Source organism: Kaistia defluvii, from assembly GCF_040548815.1.
Lineage (GTDB): Bacteria > Pseudomonadota > Alphaproteobacteria > Rhizobiales > Kaistiaceae > Kaistia > Kaistia defluvii_A.
Genome location: NZ_JBEPSM010000001.1, coordinates 2064828 through 2085590, shown reverse-complemented (window position 1 = coordinate 2085590; position 20763 = coordinate 2064828). Strand labels below are relative to the sequence as shown.

General features: G+C 66.2%; 22 protein-coding genes. 8 read left to right on the top strand and 14 right to left on the bottom strand.

Annotation, left to right across the window (positions count from 1 at the left end; genetic code table 11):
• The first annotated feature begins 53 nt into the window (after window positions 1-53).
• Both modB and modC read left to right on the top strand, forming a co-directional pair.
• Complete coding sequence (modB, locus tag ABIE08_RS09805) at window positions 54-749, top strand: molybdate ABC transporter permease subunit (protein ID WP_354550628.1); 696 nt, start codon at window positions 54-56, stop codon at window positions 747-749.
• Window positions 746-1813 (top strand): molybdenum ABC transporter ATP-binding protein, encoded by a 1068-nt coding sequence (gene modC, locus ABIE08_RS09800; RefSeq protein WP_354550626.1) that lies wholly within the window; start codon window positions 746-748, stop codon window positions 1811-1813. Before modB ends, modC begins: the two co-directional genes overlap by 4 nt.
• Window positions 1814-1858: 45 nt before the next feature.
• On the opposite strand, the gene ABIE08_RS09795 is transcribed toward modC, so the two are convergent.
• Both ABIE08_RS09795 and ABIE08_RS09790 read right to left on the bottom strand, forming a co-directional pair.
• Complete coding sequence (locus ABIE08_RS09795; RefSeq protein ID WP_396309499.1) at window positions 1859-2239, bottom strand: septal ring lytic transglycosylase RlpA family protein; 381 nt, start codon at window positions 2237-2239, stop codon at window positions 1859-1861.
• Between the two features lie 200 nt (window positions 2240-2439).
• Window positions 2440-3231, bottom strand: coding sequence for a DUF72 domain-containing protein (locus ABIE08_RS09790; protein ID WP_354550622.1), 792 nt, complete (start codon window positions 3229-3231; stop codon window positions 2440-2442).
• 71 nt (window positions 3232-3302) lie between these two features.
• Between ABIE08_RS09790 and ABIE08_RS09785 the strand changes: the two genes are divergently transcribed.
• On the top strand, window positions 3303-3542 hold the full coding sequence (locus tag ABIE08_RS09785) for a YgaP-like transmembrane domain (RefSeq protein ID WP_354550621.1): 240 nt from the start codon (window positions 3303-3305) through the stop codon (window positions 3540-3542).
• Between the two features lie 20 nt (window positions 3543-3562).
• Here ABIE08_RS09785 and ABIE08_RS09780 read toward each other — a convergent pair whose 3' ends face one another.
• Together ABIE08_RS09780 and arfB are read right to left on the bottom strand one after the other, a co-directional pair.
• Entirely contained in the window at window positions 3563-3817 is a 255-nt protein-coding gene (locus ABIE08_RS09780; RefSeq protein ID WP_354550619.1) for a GlsB/YeaQ/YmgE family stress response membrane protein, read from the bottom strand.
• 75 nt (window positions 3818-3892) lie between these two features.
• On the bottom strand, window positions 3893-4312 hold the full coding sequence (gene arfB / locus ABIE08_RS09775; protein ID WP_354550617.1) for an alternative ribosome rescue aminoacyl-tRNA hydrolase ArfB: 420 nt from the start codon (window positions 4310-4312) through the stop codon (window positions 3893-3895).
• Between the two features lie 110 nt (window positions 4313-4422).
• On the opposite strand from arfB, the gene ABIE08_RS09770 reads away from it, so the two are divergent.
• Window positions 4423-4611, top strand: coding sequence for a hypothetical protein (locus ABIE08_RS09770; protein ID WP_354550615.1), 189 nt, complete (start codon window positions 4423-4425; stop codon window positions 4609-4611).
• A 142-nt stretch (window positions 4612-4753) separates the two neighbouring features.
• On the opposite strand, the gene ABIE08_RS09765 is transcribed toward ABIE08_RS09770, so the two are convergent.
• The 3 genes from ABIE08_RS09765 to ABIE08_RS09755 form a co-directional block, all read right to left on the bottom strand.
• On the bottom strand, window positions 4754-5077 hold the full coding sequence (locus tag ABIE08_RS09765; RefSeq protein ID WP_354550614.1) for a GYD domain-containing protein: 324 nt from the start codon (window positions 5075-5077) through the stop codon (window positions 4754-4756).
• A gap of 127 nt (window positions 5078-5204) precedes the next feature.
• Window positions 5205-5462: a hypothetical protein gene (locus ABIE08_RS09760; RefSeq protein ID WP_354550612.1), complete on the bottom strand. Its 258-nt coding sequence runs from the start codon at window positions 5460-5462 to the stop codon at window positions 5205-5207.
• Window positions 5463-5627: 165 nt separating this feature from the next.
• The gene (locus tag ABIE08_RS09755) at window positions 5628-6617 is read right to left on the bottom strand and encodes a substrate-binding domain-containing protein (protein ID WP_354550610.1); all 990 of its coding nucleotides are present in this window, start codon (window positions 6615-6617) and stop codon (window positions 5628-5630) included.
• A gap of 476 nt (window positions 6618-7093) precedes the next feature.
• Here ABIE08_RS09755 and ABIE08_RS09750 point away from each other — a divergent pair, with 476 nt between their 5' ends.
• The 3 genes from ABIE08_RS09750 (at window position 7094) to ABIE08_RS09740 (ending at window position 9580) form a co-directional block, all read left to right on the top strand.
• The gene (locus ABIE08_RS09750; protein ID WP_354550608.1) at window positions 7094-7834 is read left to right on the top strand and encodes an ATP-binding cassette domain-containing protein; all 741 of its coding nucleotides are present in this window, start codon (window positions 7094-7096) and stop codon (window positions 7832-7834) included.
• A gap of 33 nt (window positions 7835-7867) precedes the next feature.
• On the top strand, window positions 7868-8863 hold the full coding sequence (locus tag ABIE08_RS09745) for an ABC transporter permease (protein ID WP_266329701.1): 996 nt from the start codon (window positions 7868-7870) through the stop codon (window positions 8861-8863).
• Window positions 8864-9214: 351 nt separating this feature from the next.
• A complete protein-coding gene (locus tag ABIE08_RS09740) occupies window positions 9215-9580 on the top strand; it encodes a winged helix-turn-helix domain-containing protein (protein WP_354550606.1) in 366 nt (121 codons plus the stop codon).
• Between the two features lie 3 nt (window positions 9581-9583).
• On the opposite strand, the gene ABIE08_RS09735 is transcribed toward ABIE08_RS09740, so the two are convergent.
• The 5 genes from ABIE08_RS09735 to ABIE08_RS09715 all read right to left on the bottom strand — a co-directional run bounded on the left by ABIE08_RS09735 (window position 9584) and on the right by ABIE08_RS09715 (window position 14788).
• Window positions 9584-10822, bottom strand: coding sequence for an NAD(P)/FAD-dependent oxidoreductase (locus tag ABIE08_RS09735; RefSeq protein WP_354550605.1), 1239 nt, complete (start codon window positions 10820-10822; stop codon window positions 9584-9586).
• Between the two features lie 51 nt (window positions 10823-10873).
• Window positions 10874-11701: a lytic murein transglycosylase gene (locus tag ABIE08_RS09730; protein ID WP_354550603.1), complete on the bottom strand. Its 828-nt coding sequence runs from the start codon at window positions 11699-11701 to the stop codon at window positions 10874-10876.
• A 179-nt stretch (window positions 11702-11880) separates the two neighbouring features.
• Entirely contained in the window at window positions 11881-12378 is a 498-nt protein-coding gene (locus tag ABIE08_RS09725) for a YaiI/YqxD family protein (RefSeq protein ID WP_354550601.1), read from the bottom strand.
• A 297-nt stretch (window positions 12379-12675) separates the two neighbouring features.
• Window positions 12676-13911 (bottom strand): lytic murein transglycosylase, encoded by a 1236-nt coding sequence (locus ABIE08_RS09720; RefSeq protein ID WP_354550599.1) that lies wholly within the window; start codon window positions 13909-13911, stop codon window positions 12676-12678.
• A 76-nt stretch (window positions 13912-13987) separates the two neighbouring features.
• Window positions 13988-14788, bottom strand: coding sequence for a DUF1194 domain-containing protein (locus ABIE08_RS09715; protein ID WP_354550598.1), 801 nt, complete (start codon window positions 14786-14788; stop codon window positions 13988-13990).
• A gap of 169 nt (window positions 14789-14957) precedes the next feature.
• Between ABIE08_RS09715 and ABIE08_RS09710 the strand changes: the two genes are divergently transcribed.
• Entirely contained in the window at window positions 14958-16472 is a 1515-nt protein-coding gene (locus tag ABIE08_RS09710) for a DHA2 family efflux MFS transporter permease subunit (protein WP_354550596.1), read from the top strand.
• On the opposite strand, the gene ABIE08_RS09705 is transcribed toward ABIE08_RS09710, so the two are convergent.
• Window positions 16386-18287: a diguanylate cyclase domain-containing protein gene (locus ABIE08_RS09705; RefSeq protein WP_354550594.1), complete on the bottom strand. Its 1902-nt coding sequence runs from the start codon at window positions 18285-18287 to the stop codon at window positions 16386-16388. The two genes, ABIE08_RS09710 and ABIE08_RS09705, sit on opposite strands and share 87 nt — an antisense overlap.
• Before the next feature lie 165 nt (window positions 18288-18452).
• Complete coding sequence (locus tag ABIE08_RS09700; RefSeq protein WP_354550592.1) at window positions 18453-20516, bottom strand: elongation factor G; 2064 nt, start codon at window positions 20514-20516, stop codon at window positions 18453-18455.
• Window positions 20517-20763 lie beyond the last annotated feature (247 nt).

Here is a 20763-nt window from a genome sequence, read left to right as displayed (position 1 = left end):
CGTGAGGCTGGCGACCTAGTCTCGATGCTGGCGATTCCCCAAGCGGCTGATGGATGAACGGCTTTCTCTCCCCCGAAGAATGGACCGCCATCGGCCTCAGCCTGAAGGTGTCGTCCGTGGCGACGCTGGTCAGCCTGCCGGTCGGCATCGCCATGGCGATGCTGCTGGCGCGCGGGCGCTTCTTCGGCCGGACCTTGCTGGACGGCCTCGTCCATCTGCCGCTGGTGATGCCGCCTGTTGTCACCGGCTACCTGCTGCTGCTCGCCTTCGGCCGCAAGGGTCCGCTCGGTGCGTTCTTCGAGCACACCTTCGGTCTCGTCTTCGCCTTCCGCTGGACCGGCGCCGCGCTCGCCTGCGGCGTCATGGGCTTTCCGCTGATGGTGCGGGCGATCCGCCTCTCGATCGAGAGCATCGACCGGAGGCTCGAGCAGGCGGCCTCGACGCTCGGCGCGGGCAGGGCGCTCGTCTTTCTTACCGTCACCCTGCCACTGGCGCTGCCGGGAATCCTCGCCGGCGTGGTGCTGTCCTTTGCCCGTGCCCTGGGTGAGTTCGGCGCCACCATCACCTTCGTCTCCAACATTCCCGGCCAGACGCAGACGATGCCTTCTGCCATCTACGCGCTGATCCAGACGCCGGATGGCGACGCCGCGGCGCTGCGGCTGACCGCGATCTCGATCGCCATCTCGCTGGCCGCGCTCGTCCTGTCCGAGTTCCTCGCCCGCCGCATGGCGCGGGGAGGCGTGGCATGACGCTCTCGATTGCCATTCGCAAGCAGCTGGGGCAGTTCTCGCTCGATATCGCGTTGGAGACCGGGCCGGGCGTCACGGCCCTGTTCGGCCGTTCCGGGTCGGGCAAGACCTCGCTCGTGAACCTCGTGGCCGGCCTGTCCCGACCCGACCAGGGCCGGATCGTGCTCGACGGGCGGACGCTGGTCGACACCGAGCGGTCGATCTTCGTGCCGGCCGGAAAGCGGCGCATCGGCTATGTCTTCCAGGAGGGGCGGCTGTTTCCGCATCTCTCGGTGCGGTCCAACCTGCTCTATGGCCGCTGGCTGACGCCGCAGGCGCGGCGCTGGGGCAGTCTCGACGAGGTAGTGGACCTGCTCGGCATCGGCGGGCTGATGGCGCGGATGCCGCGGGATCTCTCAGGCGGCGAGAAGCAGCGCGTGGCGATCGGCCGGGCGCTGCTGTCGAGCCCCGATTGCCTGCTGATGGACGAGCCGCTGGCGGCGCTCGATCGCGAGCGCAAGGCCGAGATCCTGCCCTTCATCGAGCGACTGCGCGACGCCAAGCGACTCCCCATCGTCTATGTCAGCCATTCGGTCGAGGAGGTGGCGCGCCTGTCCGATACGGTGGCGCTGATCGAGGCCGGGCGCGTCGCCGCGATCGGGCCGGTCGGCGAGGTATTCGCGCGCCTCGATGCGATCGGGGAGTGGGAGGCGGGCGCCGTGCTGGATGCGACCGTTTTGGCGCAGGATCCGGAAGCCGGCGTCACCCGGCTCGATCACCCGGCCGGGTCGCTGGTCGTACCCTCGATCGATGCGCCGATCGGCAAGCGGCTGCGCATCCGCATTCGTGCCCGCGATGTGACGCTGGCCGTGGGCGAGCCCGGCCGGCTCTCGGTCCGCAACCGCCTGAGGGCGGAGATCGTCTCGATCGGCGAGGGTCGCAGCCACGATGTCGGCATCCGCCTCGACGTCGGCGGGGAGCCGATGCTGGCGCGGGTCACGCGGGACGCTGTGCGGGATCTGGAACTCGTTCCGGGCCTCGCCGTCACCGCGCTGGTCAAGGCCGTGGCGCTGGACGGGACTTAGGCTCGCTCCACCATCGGAGGCGATGGGACCGAGCCCTGGCGGAGATCAGGCGGGGCAGGAATTCTTCACGGCGGCGCCGTCGACGACGAGGCGGACCTTGGCGGTGCCGGACTTGACCATGCCGAGCTGCTGCGCCGCGGCGCGCGAGACGTCGATCACTCGGCCGCCGGTGAAGGGGCCACGGTCGTTGATGCGGACGACGACATACTTGCCGTTCTTGAGGTTCTCGACCCGGACGCGGGTGCCGAAGGGCAGCTTGCGATGGGCGGCAGTCAGGGCGTTGGGGTTGTTGCGTTCACCGTTGGCGGTCTTGCCGCCCAGGGCATACCAGGAGGCTCGGCCACACTGGGTCCCGGCTTCGGCCGGAAGGCTCCCGAAGGAGAGGGCCGCACCGGCGGCTACGAGAGCGGCCGTCACGGCCGCGATACGCAATTTTACCTGCACACTGGATCTCTTCGTTTTCGCGTTCGCCGACGCGGATTGCACCCAAAACGGAAACAAGCTTCGTTGGCTGTTTATCAACAGCCGAAAAAGGCGAGAATTGGGCGCTGGACTGTTCACAAAATCGATACAACCGGGTGCAACCGGTTGGGAATCGACTAGCGTCGGCGGGGCCCCAGACTGACTCAGCGGGAGGCGAGTTTCTCGATCAGCGCCATGGCGGCAAACGGCGCCTTCGGCTTGAAGCCATTGATCATGTAAATGAAAACGTCGCGCTTGCCGGCCTTGGCCGGCTTCTCCGAGAGCAACGGCAGGTCGGCGGGGACACCGCCCTCGGCCCAGCGCTCGGCGCGCTTCTTCCACTCGGAAAGAGCGGACTCCGGATAGCCGATTTTTTCCTCTTCGGATGCATTTTGCAGGCGTGCATACACGAAGTCGGCCGTCGGGTCGGCAATCTGGGGGTGCGTCTCGGAATCGGCTACCACCACCGCGACGCCATGCTTGCGGGCCAGCGCGATGAATTCCGGCGTCTGGAAGCTCTCGTGACGCACGTCGACCGCATGGCGGATGGCGATGCCGTCGACCGTCTTCGGCAGCAGTTCGAGGAAGCCGGTGAAATCCTCGGCGTCGAATTTCTTGGTCGCCATGAACTGCCAGTTGATCGGCCCGAGCTTGGGGCCAAGCTCGGTGACGCCGCTGGCGAAGAAGCGCGAGATCGACTCGCCCGCCTCGGCGAGCACGCGGCGGTTGGTGGCAAAGCGCGGGCCCTTCAGCGCGAAGACGAAATTATCCGGCGTCTCCTCCGCCCATTTGCGGAAGCTCTCCGGCTTCTGCGATCCGTAATAGGTGCCGTTGATCTCGATCGAGGTGAGCTTGGAGCTGGCATATTCGAGCTCGCGCTTCTGCGGGAGCCCGGCCGGATAGAAATTGTCCCGCCAGGGCTCGAACGTCCACCCACCTATGCCAACCCGGATCATCGCCTACCTCTCCATTGGAACGGGCACGACACTCGCGCGTTCAACCCCTGTCAGCAATCGGAGAAAAAATCATGTTTCGGGCAAAACCCCCCGTTGTCGTTCCGGAAGTCTCGACCGAAGGCCGCATCGTCTCTGTGGTTGCCGGCCTCATCCTTGCGGCGGCAGCGGTCAAACCACGGCCGAACCGGCTGCTTTCCGTGCTCGCCCTGGCGACTGGCTCTTATCTCGCCTATCGCGGCGCCACTGGTCAATGCCCGCTGACGAAGGCCGTGCATGATCATTGCCCGGAATGGGAAAGCCGGGTTCGCTGAACCCGGCCGTCTCTTTTCGATCAGGCGCGCTTCTTGACGATGACGCCCCAGATCAGCAGTACGATGACCGCTCCGACGATCGCGCCGATAAAACCGGCCTGGTCGTTGGGGCCGTACCAGCCAATGGCCTGGCCCAGATAGGTGGCCAGGAACGCGCCGGCGATGCCCAGGATAACTGTCAGAATGAAGCCGCTTGGCTCATTGCTGCCCGGGGTGATGAACTTGGCGATGACGCCAGCCACGAAGCCGATGATGATGGTCCAGATAATGCCCATGAGGCTCTCCCCGTAATGATGCCGCAGCAGCGGCCGCGGCAAAATGTTGCACGGGTTCTGCTGATTTGGCGAGGGCTAATCGACCTTCACGCCGCCGCGCATGGCCTTGACCCCGGAACGATTCGCCTTGCCCTCCAGGCGCCGCTTTTTCGATGCGAGTGTCGGTTTCGTCGCGCGCCGCGGCGTCGGCGGAATCAAGGCTTCCTGGATCAGCGCCACGAGACGCTCCAGCGCGTCAGCCCTGTTTCGGGCCTGATCCCGAAAGCGCTGCGCCGTGATGACGATGACGCCATTCTGCGTCAGTTTCGAACCCGCCAGCCGCATCAGCCGCACCGCGACCGCGTCGGGCAGCGCGCGCGAACGCCGCGCATCGAAGCGCAGCTGAACCGCGCTCGAAACCTTGTTTACGTTCTGCCCACCCGGTCCGGAAGAGCGGATGAAGCTCTCCTCGATCTCGCTGTCGTCGAGGGCAATGTCGTCATTGATGCGGATCATGAGTGGCCTTCCAGGCCGACCCCATAGCATGGCAGCACGCTCTTCGGCAGGGGGTGTCGCAGCGGCACGCGACTTGTGCTAGAATCACCGAGCAGAGAACGGGGGTAACGATGGATCTCCAGTTTGGACTAGCTGTCGCACTCGTGGTCGTCGCTGGCTTTCTGCTTGCCAACAAGGCCGGAGCCGGCCCGATCATCTGGGCCGATCATGGCGTTGCTTCGCAGCGGTCGATGATGCTTTCCGGGGTGTCGTTCGTCTTCGACGGGACGCTGCCACGCATCAGCCTGCCGCCGCGCTGAGCCTCGCGGAGAGCGCTGATCGATCTTCCTGCCGATGCCATGGCACGGCGGGCAGGGTGTGGCCGAATTCTGCATGCTCCGCTAGCGCTCTAGGCTTGGCCTCGAGTGAAGCGACCTGTTTGCTTTGTCGGAAGCGGCTGCATCAGGCCGGTGGCGAGTACGCTCCGGTCTTTGCCTTCCGCATCGCGTCCACCCCTTCGGCTGGGGTCATCAGCACGGTGGTCTCGAATTTCGACAGGGCGCCGGTCGCGCTGGTCGCGAGCGCCACGGCGGCCGCCGACACATTGTCGGGGAATTCGGCGATGATCACGACGTCGAATTCGCCAAGCGCGAAATAGAAGGCGTGCAGCTTGCCGCCCATCGACTCAACGACCTTGCGAACCGCATCTTCGCGGTTCTGCGGATTGGCCACCATCGCCTTGACGGCGTTGGCGGCGTAGGAGACCTGCAGAAGATAGTGAGCCATGAGGTCCTCCCCTGGGGCGCGGACGCCCCGGTTGCCCGCCTCGGATCCGGCGGATCGCCGGGCGCGGGACAAGAGTGGACCTCATGCCGACCCAGGGGAAGGCTCGTGGCGGATGCTCGCGAGAGTTTTACTGCTTGGCCTGGGCCTCGGCGATCGCCTTGTCATAGGCGGCGCAGATCTCGTCGAAATTCGTGGTCCGTTCGGCGACACGGTCAACCTCGACCTGCCGCTTGCGCCATTCCGCAGCCTGGCTCGGATCCTTCGTCGTGATCTGCTTGACCAGGTCGGCGAGCGAAATCGACTTGGCCTGAAGCTCCTCCTCGGTGCAGGCGAAGGCCGGTGTCGCGGCCAGAAGGAGCGAAAGTGCCAGGATGGTGCGGCGCATCGTCTGATATCCTCGTCTTGAAGTCAGTCCCCGGTCCGATATAGAGCCTCGGCGCATGCGATGCACGCCCGGCGATCCGGCCTGAATGGAAAAGGGGCGCCATGGGCGCCCCTCTAGTGGTCAGTCGATGCCCCGGGCCTGTCTCGGTCCGTGGGGCTGTCTGGATTACTTGGCCAGGCAGCTGTCGACATTCTCCGGCAGGCAGGTGTCGAGGCCCGTGAACAGGATCTCGTCAACCTTTTCGCCGTTGATCAGCTTGATCATGGCGTCCGGCGCCTTGTAGCCCATTTCGAATGGCCGCTGGCCGATCTGGGCATGGCTGCGACCGGCCTTGAGCGCGTCGATCTGCGGCGGCAGCGTGTCGCCGGCGATGATCACGAGGTCCTTGCTCTTCAGGCGTTCCATGACGCCGTCGGTGACCTGCGCATAGGCCTGCGGGGCGAACTGGGCCCAGCCGCCGACGAGCACGAAGGCGTCGAGCTTCGGATTGGCGGTGAAGGTATCGCTCATCTGCTGGTTGGCGAGGTCGGACTGGTCGTTGGTGAACAGCGGGCAGCCCGCCGGTTCGGTCCAACCGTTCTGGCCGGTCAGCTTGTCGACATCCTTGGCACCGGCCAGCGTGTCGCGCACGCCGGCGGCGCGGGCGGCGATGTTGGCGGCCGCGACGTTGCCGAGCTGAAGGCAGACGGTGCCGCCCTTCTTCAGCTTCTGCAGTTCCTCGCCCATCTTGACGCCCATCAGGTAATTGTCGGTACCCAGATAGGCCTTGCGGAGCGCGGCATCTTCCTTGTTCAGGTCAGCGTCGACCGTCATCACGGGGATGGTGGGCGCGCGCTGCTTCAGAAGATTGGCCATGGCCGGCGCGTTGGACGGCGAGATGGCGATGGCGGCGACGCCCTTGGTCAGCAGGTCGTCGACGATCTGGACTTCGCCGGCTTCATCATTGCTGGAAGCAGGGCCGGTATAAAGGCAAGTATAGCCCTTGCCCTGGTTCTCGGCGTTCCATTTCTGGCAGCCCTTGTTGATTTCCTCGAAGAAGGGATTGTCGAGGCCCTTCACGACTATGGCGAGGACCTTGTCCTCCGCGCGCGCCGCGCCGAGGCTGAGCGCCAGGCAGGTGGTGGCGAGCGACAGTATCGCGAGTGTCTTCTTCATGCTGTTGTCCTCCCGAGACAATAGAAATCCGTCGTCCGCCACCCTATGAAAGTCGCGCATTCCTGGATCCCGGGTGTTCCCGGTCATCGCGGCGCGAACGATTTTGGGCCCTCTGTCGTATCAGCGGACACAACCAACTAAATTCCGAAAGCGAACAAAGTCAATCCGATTAATCCTATGAAATGCGTCATGCTGCATCGCATTGTAAGTTCTTGCAGTGCAATACGCGCCGTTCCGCCACCCATTTTCATATCAGTATACTAGCTATGCTGCCGAACCGAGGTATAGCGGTTTATAGCGGGGCAATAAAACTGGGATGCCTCAGCGGCATCGCCGCGCTATTTGTCTGATGTTAAAGTTGACGGCGCTCTGGCGCGCCAATAAGGGTAAAAAGAGACCCGGGCGGCGTCGCCGCACCGGATACCAGGGAAACGACGGGCCGGCCAACGGCCTGCGTGGCAGGGAGGAGCGCCGGGATGACTGTCCTGGAACTCAAGGGCATTTCGAAGCATTTCGGGGCGATTCAGGCCCTGAACGACGTTTCGCTGACCATCGAGCCCGGCGAAGTCGTCGGGCTGATGGGCGACAATGGCGCCGGCAAGTCGACGCTGGTGAAGATCATCGCCGGCAATTTTCCGCCGTCGCACGGCACCATGCGGGTGCTGGACCGCGAGGTCCATTTCCACAAGCCGGTCGAAGCGCGCGAGAATGGCATCGAGGTCGTCTATCAGGATCTTGCGCTCTGCAACAACCTCACGGCGGCGGCCAATGTCTTTCTCGGCCGCGAGTTGAAGCGCGGTTTCGGGCCGATCCGCATCCTCGATTACGCGACGATGTACAAGCGCGCCGGGGCCCTGTTCAAGGAACTGAAATCCGAGACGCGGCCGCGCGACCTGGTCAAGCAGATGTCGGGCGGGCAGCGCCAGGCGGTGGCGATCGCCCGCACCCGGCTCTCCGATTCGAAGATCGTGCTGATGGACGAGCCGACGGCGGCGATCAGCGTGCGGCAGGTGGCCGAGGTGCTGAACCTGATCCGGCGCCTGCGCGACCAGGGCATCTCCGTGATCCTGATCAGCCACCGCATGCCGGACGTGTTCTCCGTCTGCGACAAGATCGTGGTGCTGCGGCGCGGCACGAAGGTGGCGGACAAGCGGATCGCCGACAGTTCCCCGGAAGAAGTGACGGCCTTGATCACCGGCGCGCTCGAGCGCGCCTGACATCGAGCGAAAGGAAGAGGGAGGACGTTACAAATGGCTGTTTCGCTCGACGACACCATCAATCACCAGACGCACAGCACGCTGAGCTGGCTGCTGTCGCGCCAGACCTTCTGGGTATTCCTGGCGGCGGTGCTGGCCTGCATCGCGCTGACCTTCATGACCGACACCTTCGCGACGAAGAACAATCTGTTCAACGTGACGCGCAACTTTGCCTTTGTCGGCATCGTCGCGATCGGCATGACCGTGGTGATCATTTCCGGCGGCATCGACCTTTCGGTCGGCTCGACGCTCTGCCTCTCGGCGATCGTCACCGGCCTGGTGATGAGCGCCGGCTATCCGCTGGCCGTCGGCATCGCGCTGGCGCTGGTCGCCGCCATCCTCGTCGGCATCGTCAACGGGGTGCTGATCGCCTATGTCGGAATGCCACCCTTCGTGGTGACCCTCGGCATGCTTTCAGTGGCGCGAAGCATGGCGCTGGTGCTGTCCAACAACAAGATGGTCTATCAGTTCGGACCCGACCAAGCCCTGCTGCTGCAGCTCGGCGGCGGCACCACACTCGGGATCGCCAATCCGCTGATCGTGCTGGCCGTGATGGCGCTGATCGCCGGCTTCGTGTTCCGCTGGACCGGCTGGGGACGGCACATCTTCGCCATTGGCGGCAATGAGCAGGCGGCGGTGCTTACCGGCGTGCCGGTGAAGCGCATCAAGGTCGGCGTCTATGTCATCTCGGCGCTGACGGCCGGCATTGCCGGCGTGCTGATGACCGGCTGGCTCGGCAGCGTGACGACCAATCTCGGCACCGGCATGGAACTGACCGTGATCGCGGCGACCGTGATCGGCGGCGCCAATCTCGCTGGCGGCGTCGGCACCGCATTTGGCGCGGTGGTCGGCGCGGCGCTGATCGAGGTCATCCGCAACAGCCTGATCCTGCTGGGCATCTCGACCTTCTGGCAGGGCGCTTTCGTCGGCAGCTTCATCGTCATCGCGGTGGCGTTCGACCGCATCCGCAGCTTCCGTCAGTCGGACTGACCAGAACCTCCGGGCGCCGTCTCGTGTCGGCGCCCGGAGTTCTATAAGCGGCGTCTTCTCACCTCTCTCTGAGGGACACCTGCGCGCAACACTATCCTCAACATGCTGAGGAGGCCCGGAGGGCCGTCTCGAAGCACGCGGGGTGGGTGGGCAGTGCGGATTTGCCCGCAGGCAGTGCGTCCTTCGAGACGACTTGCTCCGCAAGTCTCCTCCGGATGTTGAGGCGGGGTCTGGCACAACGGTCTTTCTTGGGGCAGGCGTGCTGCCTCCGCAGAGGGCATAAGCCCCTCGACGGTCGGCCGGGGGATGCGCCAGAATGCGCGTCCTCGTCCGATGGAATCCTGAAACCGCATGAGACTTCCCAACCAGACCGAAGGCCTGCGTTTTCGCCTCGTGCTCAAGCCTGGCTTTGCGCTCGGGCCGGGCAAGGCGGATCTGCTGGAGGCGATTGCTGATACCGGCTCGCTCTCCGGCGCCGGGGCGCGGCTCGCGATGAGCCCGAAGCGCGTCTGGAGCCTTGTTCGCGAGATGAACACGGCGTTTCGCGATCCGCTGGTCGAGACGGAGAAGGGCGGCACGGGCGGCGGCGGCAGTGCGCGGCTGACGCCAATCGGCCGGCTCGTGCTCGATCGCTATCGTGCCATGGAGGCGGAGACGAATGCGCGCATCGCCGCCGGCGTCGCGGAGTTGCGCGGGCTTTTGCGCGACGAAGGCTGAGCCTCAGGCCTCGGCGTTCAGGCGTGCCAGAATGCCCTTGGCGGCGGCGATGCCGGTCGCGAAGCTTGCCTGCAGCAGATAGCCGCCGGTCGGCGCCTCCCAGTCGATCATCTCGCCCGCGACGAACACGCCGGGCAAAGCCTTCAGCATCATGCCGTCATCAATGCCGTTCCAGGCAACGCCGCCCGCGGTAGAGATCGCGCGCTCGAGCCCTTCCGTGCCGGTGAGCCGGATCGGGACGGCCTTGATCAGGCTGGCCAGCGCGTCTGCGTCGCGCGGCAAGGCAGGGCCATTTCCTTCGCGCATCAGGTTGATGGCGACCGGCGGCAGGTGCGCCGCCTTGCGCAGCAGGTTGGACAGCGACTGCCCCGGCTTCTGCGCTCCGATCCGCGCCGAAAGTTCCGCCGCGCTGCGGCCCGGCGCGAGGTCGAGATGGATCGTCGCGTGGCCGTCGCGGGCGATCGCGTCGCGCAAGGGCGCCGACAGCGCGTAGATGAGGCCGCCCTCAAGGCCATGCGCCGTCACCATCGCTTCGCCGCGCAGCGTGATGTCCTGGAAGCCGATCGCAAGCGCCTTGAGCGGCGTGCCGGCGAAGCGCGTCTTGAACAGGTCGGACCAGCTTGTCCGGAAGCCGACATTGGCCGGCCGGAGCGGCGTGACGTCGACGCCCTTTTCCCAGAGCCTGTCGGCAAAGGCGCCGTTCGAGCCCAGGCGCGGCCAGCTGGCGCCGCCGACGGCGAGCAGCGTCGCATCGGCCATGACCGTTTCGGTCGAGCCGTCCGCATGGCGGAAGATCGGCTGGCGATCGGCGTCGAAACCCTGCCATTCGTCGCGGAGACGGAAACGGATGCCAAGGTCGTCGAGCCGGCGCAGCCAGGCGCGCAGCAGCGGCGAGGCTTTCATCGAGGTCGGGAAGACGCGGCCGCTGGAGCCGACGAAGGTCGCTTCGCCCAGTGCCTCGGCCCAGGCGCGCAGCTCGGCCGGGGGAAACGCCTCGATCAGCGGCGCAAGCCGGCTCGACGCGGCGCCATAGCGGGGGAGGAAGCTCGCTAGCGGCTCGCTATGGGTCAGGTTGAGACCGCCACGCCCGGCCATCAGCAATTTGCGGCCGATGGAGGGCATGCGGTCATGCACCGTGACGGCGAGACCGGCCTTGGCGAGCGTCTCGGCGGCGATCAGGCCGGACGGGCCAGCGCCGATGATCGCCACGGAGCGCGGCATGGGGGAGGGTGTGTTGGACATCGCCGCGGTTTGTCGGTCGAAACCGCGGCGATCGCAAGAGGCTGATTGCGCCTAGCGCTTGCCGACCAGCTTGTCGGCGAACAGAGCGGCGCTCTTGGCATAGACGCCGGCCTTGTTCCATTCGCGCAGTACCGCGAAGTTATGCGAGCCTTCTTCCCAGCTGCCGCCGCGCTGCCAGCCGTAACCCTTGAGGTAATTGGCGGTGGAGGCGAGCACGTCGATCGGGCTGTTGCGCAGGTCGGCATGGCCGTTGCGGTCGAAATCCACGGCGAAGCGGATGTAGGAGGTCGGCAGGAACTGGGTCTGGCCCAGCTCACCCGCCCAGGCGCCCTTCATCTGCGCCGGCGACAGGTCACCACGCTGGACGATCTTCAGCGCGGCCATCAGCTGGTCCTGGAAGAAATCGGTGCGGCGGCAATCGAAGGCCAGCGTGGCGAGCGAGCGGAAGGTCGACATGTTGCCGCTGCCGGCGCCGAAATCGGTCTCCATGCCCCAGATGGCGATCAGGATCGGGCCCGGGACGCCATAGGTCTTCTCGATCGCCGCGAGCGTGCTGGCGTAGCGCTGCATCAGCTGCTTGCCCTTGGCGACGCGGCCCGGCGAGACGACGCGCTTGGCATAGACCTCGAAGGGCTGGGCGAAATGCTTCTGGTTACGATCGAGCTTGATGACGCGCGGATCGTAGGTGACGCCGGCGAGCGCCTGGTCGACGACGCTGCGCGAGATGCCCGACGAAACGGCCTCGGCCTTGAAATCCTGCAACCACGCGCCGAACTGCGCGGGATCCTTGCCGCAGGTTGCAGCTTCAGCCCGTCCCAAACCGGCCGCAAGCGCGACGGAAAGAACCAGGGCCGACAGGCGGAGCTTCGAGATCTTCATAATAAGCCTTTGTCTAGTCGGAACGGCCGTTCACTATGCGGGCTTCGCGAGCACGCGCAAGACGACACTAGTCGAGCGATGGTTACCTAGCAGTTGAGGGTGCGCCCAAGTGTTATCTTGGTCACACTTTGGGTGGTGTTTTGGGCTGCCAGCGTTGTTTGCAGGGATGGATGCGCGTTCTAGCCGAAGCCCGCCCGCTTCAGCCGGACGATGGCGAGATCGAGCGCGGAGAGGAAGGCGGACCGGTCGCGCGGCGAGAACGGCCTGGGGCCGCCGGTGACGGCCCCGGCCGAGCGCAGGTCTTCCATCAGGTTGCGCGTTGCCAGCACATTGCCGATCGAAGCCTCGGTGAACGGCCTGCCATTGGAGCCGATGACGTCGGCGCCGGCCTTGATGCAGCGGTCCGCCAGCGGGATATCGGCCGTGATGACGATATCGCCCCGCCCGACGCGCTCGGCGATCCAGTCATCGGCGATGTTCAGGCCGCTCGGCACGACGACGCGCTCGATCCAGGGCTCGCGCGGGATGCTGATCGGCGTGTTGGCGACGACATGCACCTTGAGGCGGTGCCGCTCGGCGACCTTGTAGATCTCCGCCTTCACCGGGCAGGCGTCGGCATCGACATAGATCTCGATCGGGCGGGAGGCTTGGGGGGAATTATCGGTAGGAGCAGACATTCGATACTCGAAAAGGAAGAAGGGCCGCCCTTCCGGACGACCCTTCCATTGTCAGACCGCGACCCGGCGCGAGGCCGGAGGAAAGCCGGTCACGCGGCGCAAACCTCTGCAAAGAGAGAGATCCGGACCATTGGAACCGACATACGCGGTGAACGACAATGAGACACTAGACCACCTCCTTTCGATTGTTGATGACATGGTTAACGTAGCGCGTTTCCGCCCGATTCGTAAGGGCAGCCGATACGCTTCCGCAGCGGCGCGCTGTTTTTGCATCAGATGGCCAGGGCGGAAGCCGGCTCAGCGGATCGAGCGCAGCATGCCGGCATCGGGGAAGCAGGTGGCGTGGCGGCCATTCGCTTCTTCCCACGCGCCGATGGCGATCCGCGTCTTGAAGCCGACGAGACCATCCGCCGTGCCGACATCGACGCCGCGCTTTTCCAGCCTTTCCTGCATGGCGCGGACATCGGAGCGGGTGAAGCCGCCGACATCGCCCCAGGGATTGGCGATCGCGCCGGCACCGCGCAGCCGATCGCCGAGATGGCCGATGAATAGCGCGTAGAGATCGGACTCGTTGTAGCTCTTCAGCACGTAGAAATTGCCCGAGACGATGAAGGCGGGGCCATGCCGGCCGGCCGGCATCAGCAGATGGCCGATGCGGTCCGGCGTGCGGCCGGCGAGCTTGCCGCCGCCGACGGGGCGCACGCCCATCGCCTGCCAGGCCAAGAGCGGCTTGCCCTGTTCCGGGCCTTCCAGGCTGCAGGAGACGTTTTCGGGAACCTCGACCTCGACGCCCCAGCCGACGCCGGGCTGCCAGCCGCTCTGGCGCAGGTAGTTGGCGATGGAGGCGAGGCTGTCGGGCACGGAATTCCAGATGTCGCGCTTGCCGTCGCCGTCGAAATCGACGGCGAGCGTCAGATATTTGGATGGCAGGAACTGCGGCTGGCCGAGCGCGCCGGCCCAGGAACTGCGCATCTCGTTCAGCCCGATGTGGTCGCCGTCGACGATCTGCAGCGCCGCGAGGAATTCGGGATAGAAGCTCTTCTTGCGCGCGCCCATGAACGCTTCGGTCGCCAGGGCCCGGACGGCGGGGTAGGGCATCTTGGCGGCGCCATAGCCGGATTCGCGGCCCCAGATCGCCACGACGATCGGGGCGGGCACGCCATAGGTCTTCTCGATCTTGGCCAGGGTCTTGGACCATTTCGCCATCAGCGTGCGTCCGCCATTGGCAAGACCGGCCACCTTCGCTTCGCTGAAATACCGGGCGGGGCCGGAGAACTCGGCCTGGCGCTGCGGTTCTTCCTTCTTGCGCGGGACGCCGGGCGGAGCGAGGTCGGGCAAGCTCCAGTCCAGCGTCAGGCCGCTCAGCGCCGTGTCCAGCGTCTGGCGCGAGATGCCGCGCTTGGCCGCGTCTTCGCGCACGGTGCTCGCCAGCCAGGCCTGGAACTGCCTCTCGATGCGGGCCTTGTCGGCAGTCTGGGCGGTTGCCGGCAGCGCGGCGAGGAAAAGCAGGCAGAGGCAGAGCAGAATGCGCACGGGATCGGTCACCTGGCCGTGAAAGGGATATGCACGGCACCTTGGCGAAGCCGGGCCCTTCGCGCAACCTTGTCCGTCAGCGTGGCGCCGTGCGGCCGCCGCCTTCGCCCGTCAGGCAGTCGGTTTCCGGCCCGGCGATCCGATCGGCCACGGGCAGGATTGGCAGCGGGCGCGCGGCGATTTCCGTCACCAGCTTGCGGCGGATGGCGACCTCGAACTGGTCGACATCGGAAACCGCCAGGGTGAAGGCGCCTTCTCCCCCCATCACGCAATCCCGGTAATAGGCGTCGAGATTGTCGATGTCGAACACGCTCGAACTCCCGCTATGCGGGGGCTTCAGCATGATGGCCAGCCCGTTGATCGTGATACCGCGCGCCACGACCCGGTCGCGTATGCCGGGGACGGTAGGTCCCATGTTGTTGGGTCCGTCGCCGGAGATGTCGATCGTGCGCCGGGTGCCGCGATAGCCATTGTTGTCGAACAGCGCGGCCGCGAAGGCGAGACTGCCGGAGATCGAGGTGCCATAGCGGCCGATCACCTCGCCCGGCGCGATGCGGGATGCCACCGCGTCGGCGCTTTCCGCCCCGTCGATAAGGCTCCAGGGCACGATGATCGTCTGGGAGTTGATCCCGGACCACTCGAAATAGGCGAGCGCGATGCGTCCCATCGGCCCCGACTGGATCGCGGCGAGAACCTCGGGATGGCGCAGCGCATTGACGTAGCCCTGGCGCTGCAGATCCTGCTCATCGGCATCCATGGAGCGGGAGACGTCGACGGCCAGGATCAGTTCGAGATCGACGGGGATCTCCTGGGCACGAGTGGACGGCATGCCTGTAATCATCAGCAGGCCTGCGATCAGCACTGGCGAAAGCCGCATGGCGCACCTCGATCATCTTGGGTTGCGGGCGCCCCCAAGGTTCAGCCTAGGGCGCTGTCGGCATGCCGCAAGGGAGCGGGTGTAGATTCCTGTCGGCCGCATGCCATCCCCGGCGCGCCAGACAGGATTCTCGGCTACATTCCGCGCAGCGATGGCGGTGGAGACGAGCGTGACCGAAGCGGGCGTAGAATTTTCTCCGTCAGGCGAGACGAGCCGACGGCGCTATGTGCTTGCCGCCACCATTCTGGCCTCCGGCATGGCCTTCATGGACGGCTCGATCATCACGGTCGGCCTGCCGGCGATCCGGGCCAATCTCGGCGCCAGCTTTGGCGAGGCGCAATGGACCTCCAACGCCTACACGCTGACGCTCGCCGCCTTCACCCTGCTCGGCGGCGCCGCGGGCGATGCCTATGGCCTGCGCCGGGTCTTCATGCTGGGCATCGCCCTGTTCGGGCTCGCCTCGGCGGCCTGCGGCTTCGCCTGGTCGCCTGAAAGCCTGATCATCGCCCGTACCATCCAGGGCGTCGGCGGAGCCCTCATGGTGCCGGGCTCGCTGGCGCTGATCTCCGCGCACTACCCGCCTGAGATCCGGGGGCGGGCGATCGGAACCTGGGCGGCCGCCTCGTCGATCGCGCCGGCGATCGGCCCCATCATCGGTGGCGCGCTGGTCGATCTCGGTTCCTGGCGGGCCCTGTTCCTGATGAACGTGCCGATCGCGATCGGGGCTTGGTTGCTTTGCCGATCCAAGGTTCCCGCCGATGCGCGTACGGTCGCGGTGCGGATGGACTGGATCGGCGGCGCCTTCGCCGTGGTGGGTCTCGGCGTGCTCGCCTATGGGCTGACGGATCTGGGCGCCTCGACCGGCATCCGGTTCGACCTGGCAGTCGCCTTGTCATTGGCCGGAGCGGCGGTGCTGGTCGTTTTCGTGATCTGGGAAGCGATCACGCCCGCGCCGATGATGCCGCTCGGTCTGTTCGCCAACCGGATGTTCTCGGGCGTCAATGTGCTGACCCTGCTGCTCTATTTCGCGCTGGCCGGCGCGTTGTTCTTCCTGCCGACGGCGCTGATCCAGGCGCATCACTATCCCGCCGCCCTGGCCGGTTCGGTCTTTCTGCCCTTCGTGATCGTCATGGGGCTGCTGTCGCGCTTCGGGGGCGGGCTTTCCGACCGGATCGGCGTGCGGCCCTGCCTCACGGTCGGGCCGATCCTGACCGGTATCAGCTTCCTATTACTGTCGCCGGCGGTCGGCAATGGGGCGTTCTGGACGGCGATGGTGCCGACCATGATGCTGATGGGGCTGGGCATGGGCATCACCGTCGCGCCGCTCTCGACGGCGGTGATGAACGCGGCGCCGGAAGCGCGGCGCGGCGCGGCCTCCGGCATCAACAATGCTGTGTCGCGGGTCGCCGGCCTGATCGCCGTGGCCAGCCTCGGCATCGCCGTCACCTATGGCTTCGACGGCGTACTCTTGGGCGCTTCCGACGACGCGGCGCGGTTGGTGCGCGAAGCGGGATTCGGCGGCACTATGGGCGCGGTCGAAGGGACCGATCCGGCGGCGGTGCGGGCGCTTTGGGCGCAGGCCACGATCTCGGGCTTTTCAGCCGTGGCGCTCGTCTGTGGCGTCTTCGCGATCGCGGGCGGGCTGGTCGGCTGGCTGTTCACCGGCAGCCGCCATGAGGTCTAAGACAGTCTTGTCCCACGCGGATGTTTTGTTTTCGCCGGCGGGCGAAGCCTCCGCGACCCGGTAGGCGCCGCCACCGCTGGCCTTGGCGTCATAGAGCGCGATATCGGCGAGCCGATAGGCGTCTGCGAAATCCGGTCCGCCATTCGCCACCGCGGCGATGCCGATGCTGGCGCCGGTGGTGACGACGGAATCCGCGAAGCCGATTGGTTCGCAGATGCGTTCGATCAGCAGCCGGGCCGTCTGCTCGACCTCGGCGGGCGGGGCCTGGATCAGCAGCGCGAATTCGTCGCCGCCAATGCGCGCGGCAATGTCGTTCTTGCCGAGGCAGGCGCGAATGCGGTCGGCGATGGCGAGCAGGGCGTGGTCGCCGAACTGATGGCCGAACCGGTCGTTGATCGGCTTGAAGTGGTCGAGATCGATCAGCACGAAGCAGAAGCTGCGCGCCTGCTCGTTCCAGCGCCGGAAACTTTCGCCGAGGGCGGCCCGGTTCGACAGGCCGGTGAGCGAGTCGTGATGGGCGCGACGGTCCAGTTCCTCCTGGCGGGCGCGCCGGCGCGTGATGTCCTGTATCGTGCCGACGGCGCGATAGGGGCGGCCTTTGGCGTCGCGCTCGACGACGCTGCCCCGGTCGAGCACCCAGATCCAGCGGCCGTCCTTGTGGCGCAGGCGCTGCTCTATGCTGTAGCGCGGCGTCCGCCCTTCCAGGTGATCGCGGATGCGCCGCTTGCTTTCCAGCGCATCGTCGGGATGGCGCAACTGGTCCCAGGTGTCGGCCGTCGCTTCCAGTTCGTCGCGCTCATAACCGAGGATCGCGTACCAGCCGTCGCTGAAATAGGCGCTGTTATCGCCGATGCACCAGTCCCACACGCCTTCGCCCGAGCCGGCTAGCGCATAGCGCAAGCGCTCCTGGCTCTCCTTCAGGGCTCGCGTCATGGCGTAGAGCCCCGCCAGGGCGGCGGCGACGAACAGCGGCGGGATGGTGATGAAGCTCAGGGCCAGTTCGGTGCGCTGCAATTGCCAGGCGAGGGATCGGCTGATCGCCGTGTTCGGCCACTCGCCGATGATCACCAGCTGGACGATCCCGAGCGACAGCAGCGAACTGGTGATCGCGGTCGCCGGGGGTCCGAAGCGGATGGCGCACCAGAGCAGCGGCACGGTGAAGAAGCTGACCATCGACACGTTGGCGTGGCGCATGACCACGATCGACGCGGCGATGATGCCGACAATGGCGAGATATTCGAGAATTCGCACCGTGCTGCCGGAGCGGAGCGCGCTCCGGAATGTTCCGACCCAGCCCATTTTGCCCATGGCGAAATGGGGAGCGAGGATGATCAGCGCGCTGGCAGCGTTGAGGCGCCAAAGCGTGGCGAGGCTGTCGGAAAAGACGACGCCCTCGAACCAAACCAGGGTCGCCGCGGCGCCGATCGCGCTCAGCAGGGTGGCCAGCGACAGGATGGCGATGAGCGCGGCGACGCTGGCGACACTTTCCAGTCCCGATGCGAGCAGGTTTAGCCGACGCGCAAGGATGACGACGACCACCACCTCGACCATGTCTGATGCCGCGATGGCGATGCCCATCGGCCCTGTGCCCAGGACGGTCTGGATGACGACGCCGGCTGCCAGGCCGCCCATCGCTACCCACGGCAGTTGCCGGGCCCCAAGCGCGAGGACCAGGATGACCGTTATGCCGTTGGCGGGCCAGAACGCCGCTTCGTTGCTTGCGACCAGCATCAGCCACAGGCCGATCGTCGCCCCAATCCCATAGACGAGGGCACCCGAGGCGAACGAGATCACGGGGAAAAGAAAACGCTGCACGGTTCGCGCCATGGTTGTGGGTTCTGCGGCCCTCCAATCGCAGCAATTCATTGAGGAAGAGCGAAGATGGTCCGGAAAATTGGACCCATGCAGCGCAAAAAGGGGCGGAGGCGCAACGGAAACCGGAGAGCGACGCAGCTCTCCGGTCCGATAGGGGCGCCCAACTTAGGCGGCGCGGGTTCCCTTCTTGTCTGCAACCTGATCCGCCAGGCGGCCGGTCAGCTCGGCCAGATGGTCGAAGCGGCTGGAATAGGTGCCGACGCCGGCGGTGGCCGAACGCAGTTCGACGATCAGCCCGCGCATCTCCGATTCCGGGATTTCGGCCTCCACCACGTCCCAGCCGGGCCAGCCGGCCTTGGCATCGAAGCCGAGCAACTGGCCGCGCCGCTGCGTCACCATCATGTTGACCCGCGAACTCGCTTCGGACGGCACGGTGACCGAAACATGCAGCACGGGCTCAAGGAGCACCGGGCTGCAGGCCTCCAGCGCCTCTCGCATGCCGATCTGCGCCGCCGTGCGGAAGGCCTGATCGGACGAGTCGACGCTGTGATAGGAGCCGTCCGTCAGCTTGACGGCGACGTCGACGACCGGAAAGCCGAGCGGGCCGCGTTTCAGGACGTCCTGCACGCCCGCCTCGATGGCCGGGATGTAGTTTCGCGGCACCACGCCACCGGTGATGGCGTCCTCGAACAGGAAGCCGTTGCCGCGCCGCTGCGGCCGGATCTCCAGCACGCAATCGCCGAACTGGCCGTGCCCGCCGGACTGCTTCTTGTGGCGGCCACGGACGGTCGCCTGGGTGCGGATGGTCTCGCGATAGGGGATCGAGGGTGGCCGCGTCTCGACCTTGAGGCCGTAGCGCGCGGCGAGACGCTCCAGCGCAACCCTGAGATGCATCTCGCCCTGGCCGGCGAGGTGGATCTCGCTTGTCTCTTCGTCCTGCGACACCACCAGGGCAGGGCTCTCCTCGGAGAGGCGCTGAAGGGCGGCCGACAGTTTCGTTTCGTCCTTGCGCTCGGCCGGGCTGACCGCCAGCGCGATTACCGGCTCGGGCGTGGCGAGCGGCGCGAGTTGCGCCGGCGGCTGCTTGCCCGTGGCGAGCGTCATGCCGGTCGCGGCGCCGTCGAGCTTGCCAAGCCCGACCACCTCGCCGGCGCCGGCGGGATCCCGCTTGGCTACCTGCTGGCCGATGACCCGCAGCAGCCCGGAAACCCTGCCGACCGGCCCGTCCGGGCCGACCAGTTCGGCGCCGTCCTGGATCGTTCCCCGCATCACGCGGGCGATGGACAGCTTGCCGGCATGGCCAGTGTGCACCGTCTTGAGCACCTGGACGACCGTCTCCGGGCCATCGTCGAGGCCGAGACGCTTGGCTGTCGCCGCGACGTCGGGCGCTTCGTGCCGGATCGCCTTCAGCAGGCGGCCCACGCCATGGCCGTGCAACGCGGAGCCGATCAAGACGGGGCAGACCAGCCCGGCGCGCATGTCGGCGACGAGGTCGGTCAACACATGCTCGCGGGAGGGTTCGACGTCCTCGAGCAACTCCTCCATCAGGGAGTCGTCATAGTCGGCGAGCTTTTCCAGCATCGCATAGCGTTCGCGCGCCTCGTTGACGCGAACCTCGTCGGTCATGTCGATCAGTTCGCTTGGTGCATATTCGCGGTAGATGAAGGCGCGCTCCAGCGCCAGGTCGACGAAGCCGGTGACGACATCATGCTGGCGGATCGGGATATGGCGCAGCAGCAGCGGCACGCCGCTGGCCGGTTGCAGCAGGTCCAGCGTCTCGCGAACGCCCTTCTCGCTCTTGTCGATCTTGTTCAGGAAGAGGATGCGTGGGATTCCGAGCGCCTCGAGCCGTCGCAGGATCAGCTGCAGCGCGCCGACCTTCTTCTCGTCGGGCTCGGCGACGACGATGGCGCAGTCGACCGCGGCCAGCACCGCCTCCGCCTCATGCGCGAATTCGACGGAGCCGGGGCAATCGAGCAGGCTGATGCGCTCGCCCATGAAACTGGTTTCGGCGACGTTGAGCTCGACGCTCATGGCATGGGCCCGGGCTTCCGAGCCGGCATCGCCGACCGCCGTGCCGTCGCCCACCAGGCCCTGCCGATGGATGGCGCCGGTTCGAGCCAGGATGGCTTCCATCAGCGTGGTCTTGCCGCTGCCGAACGGTCCGATCAGCGCGATCGCCTTGGGGCCGGCGCTTCTGCCGACTCCACCTCCGTTCCTGTCCGTCATCGCTTCCTCCGTTCATGAAATGTTCTTGTGGCATTCTCATGTCTTGGACGCGTGGACCGGCGCCAGTATCCCGGCCCGCCTCGGGATCGTCTCAGGGAATACCGGATGTGGCAAGGCATTCGGCGCGGAGGTCCCGAAAACGAAAAAGGCCCGCGCCGGGGCGCGGGCCTTTCCATCCTTGCGGATGCGGATTGTTTCGACGGCCAAAAGGGACGGATCGTCGATCCCGGGAGCTTCAACTCTTCGG

What these genes read in the sequence shown, in the direction of transcription:
- ABIE08_RS09725 (WP_354550601.1), bottom strand. Translation starts at nt 12,378, where the DNA reads ATGTCTGCTCCTACCGATAATTCCCCCCAAGCCTCCCGCCCGATCGAG.
- ABIE08_RS09755 (WP_354550610.1), bottom strand. Translation starts at nt 6,617, where the DNA reads ATGAAGAAGACACTCGCGATACTGTCGCTCGCCACCACCTGCCTGGCG.
- ABIE08_RS09740 (WP_354550606.1), top strand. Translation starts at nt 9,215, where the DNA reads ATGAGACTTCCCAACCAGACCGAAGGCCTGCGTTTTCGCCTCGTGCTC.
- ABIE08_RS09765 (WP_354550614.1), bottom strand. Translation starts at nt 5,077, where the DNA reads ATGGCTCACTATCTTCTGCAGGTCTCCTACGCCGCCAACGCCGTCAAG.
- ABIE08_RS09700 (WP_354550592.1), bottom strand. Translation starts at nt 20,516, where the DNA reads ATGACGGACAGGAACGGAGGTGGAGTCGGCAGAAGCGCCGGCCCCAAG.
- ABIE08_RS09790 (WP_354550622.1), bottom strand. Translation starts at nt 3,231, where the DNA reads ATGATCCGGGTTGGCATAGGTGGGTGGACGTTCGAGCCCTGGCGGGAC.
- modB (WP_354550628.1), top strand. Translation starts at nt 54, where the DNA reads ATGAACGGCTTTCTCTCCCCCGAAGAATGGACCGCCATCGGCCTCAGC.
- ABIE08_RS09735 (WP_354550605.1), bottom strand. Translation starts at nt 10,822, where the DNA reads ATGTCCAACACACCCTCCCCCATGCCGCGCTCCGTGGCGATCATCGGC.
- ABIE08_RS09750 (WP_354550608.1), top strand. Translation starts at nt 7,094, where the DNA reads ATGACTGTCCTGGAACTCAAGGGCATTTCGAAGCATTTCGGGGCGATT.
- ABIE08_RS09785 (WP_354550621.1), top strand. Translation starts at nt 3,303, where the DNA reads ATGTTTCGGGCAAAACCCCCCGTTGTCGTTCCGGAAGTCTCGACCGAA.
- arfB (WP_354550617.1), bottom strand. Translation starts at nt 4,312, where the DNA reads ATGATCCGCATCAATGACGACATTGCCCTCGACGACAGCGAGATCGAG.
- ABIE08_RS09760 (WP_354550612.1), bottom strand. Translation starts at nt 5,462, where the DNA reads ATGCGCCGCACCATCCTGGCACTTTCGCTCCTTCTGGCCGCGACACCG.
- ABIE08_RS09730 (WP_354550603.1), bottom strand. Translation starts at nt 11,701, where the DNA reads ATGAAGATCTCGAAGCTCCGCCTGTCGGCCCTGGTTCTTTCCGTCGCG.
- modC (WP_354550626.1), top strand. Translation starts at nt 746, where the DNA reads ATGACGCTCTCGATTGCCATTCGCAAGCAGCTGGGGCAGTTCTCGCTC.
- ABIE08_RS09770 (WP_354550615.1), top strand. Translation starts at nt 4,423, where the DNA reads ATGGATCTCCAGTTTGGACTAGCTGTCGCACTCGTGGTCGTCGCTGGC.
- ABIE08_RS09780 (WP_354550619.1), bottom strand. Translation starts at nt 3,817, where the DNA reads ATGGGCATTATCTGGACCATCATCATCGGCTTCGTGGCTGGCGTCATC.
- ABIE08_RS09745 (WP_266329701.1), top strand. Translation starts at nt 7,868, where the DNA reads ATGGCTGTTTCGCTCGACGACACCATCAATCACCAGACGCACAGCACG.
- ABIE08_RS09715 (WP_354550598.1), bottom strand. Translation starts at nt 14,788, where the DNA reads ATGCGGCTTTCGCCAGTGCTGATCGCAGGCCTGCTGATGATTACAGGC.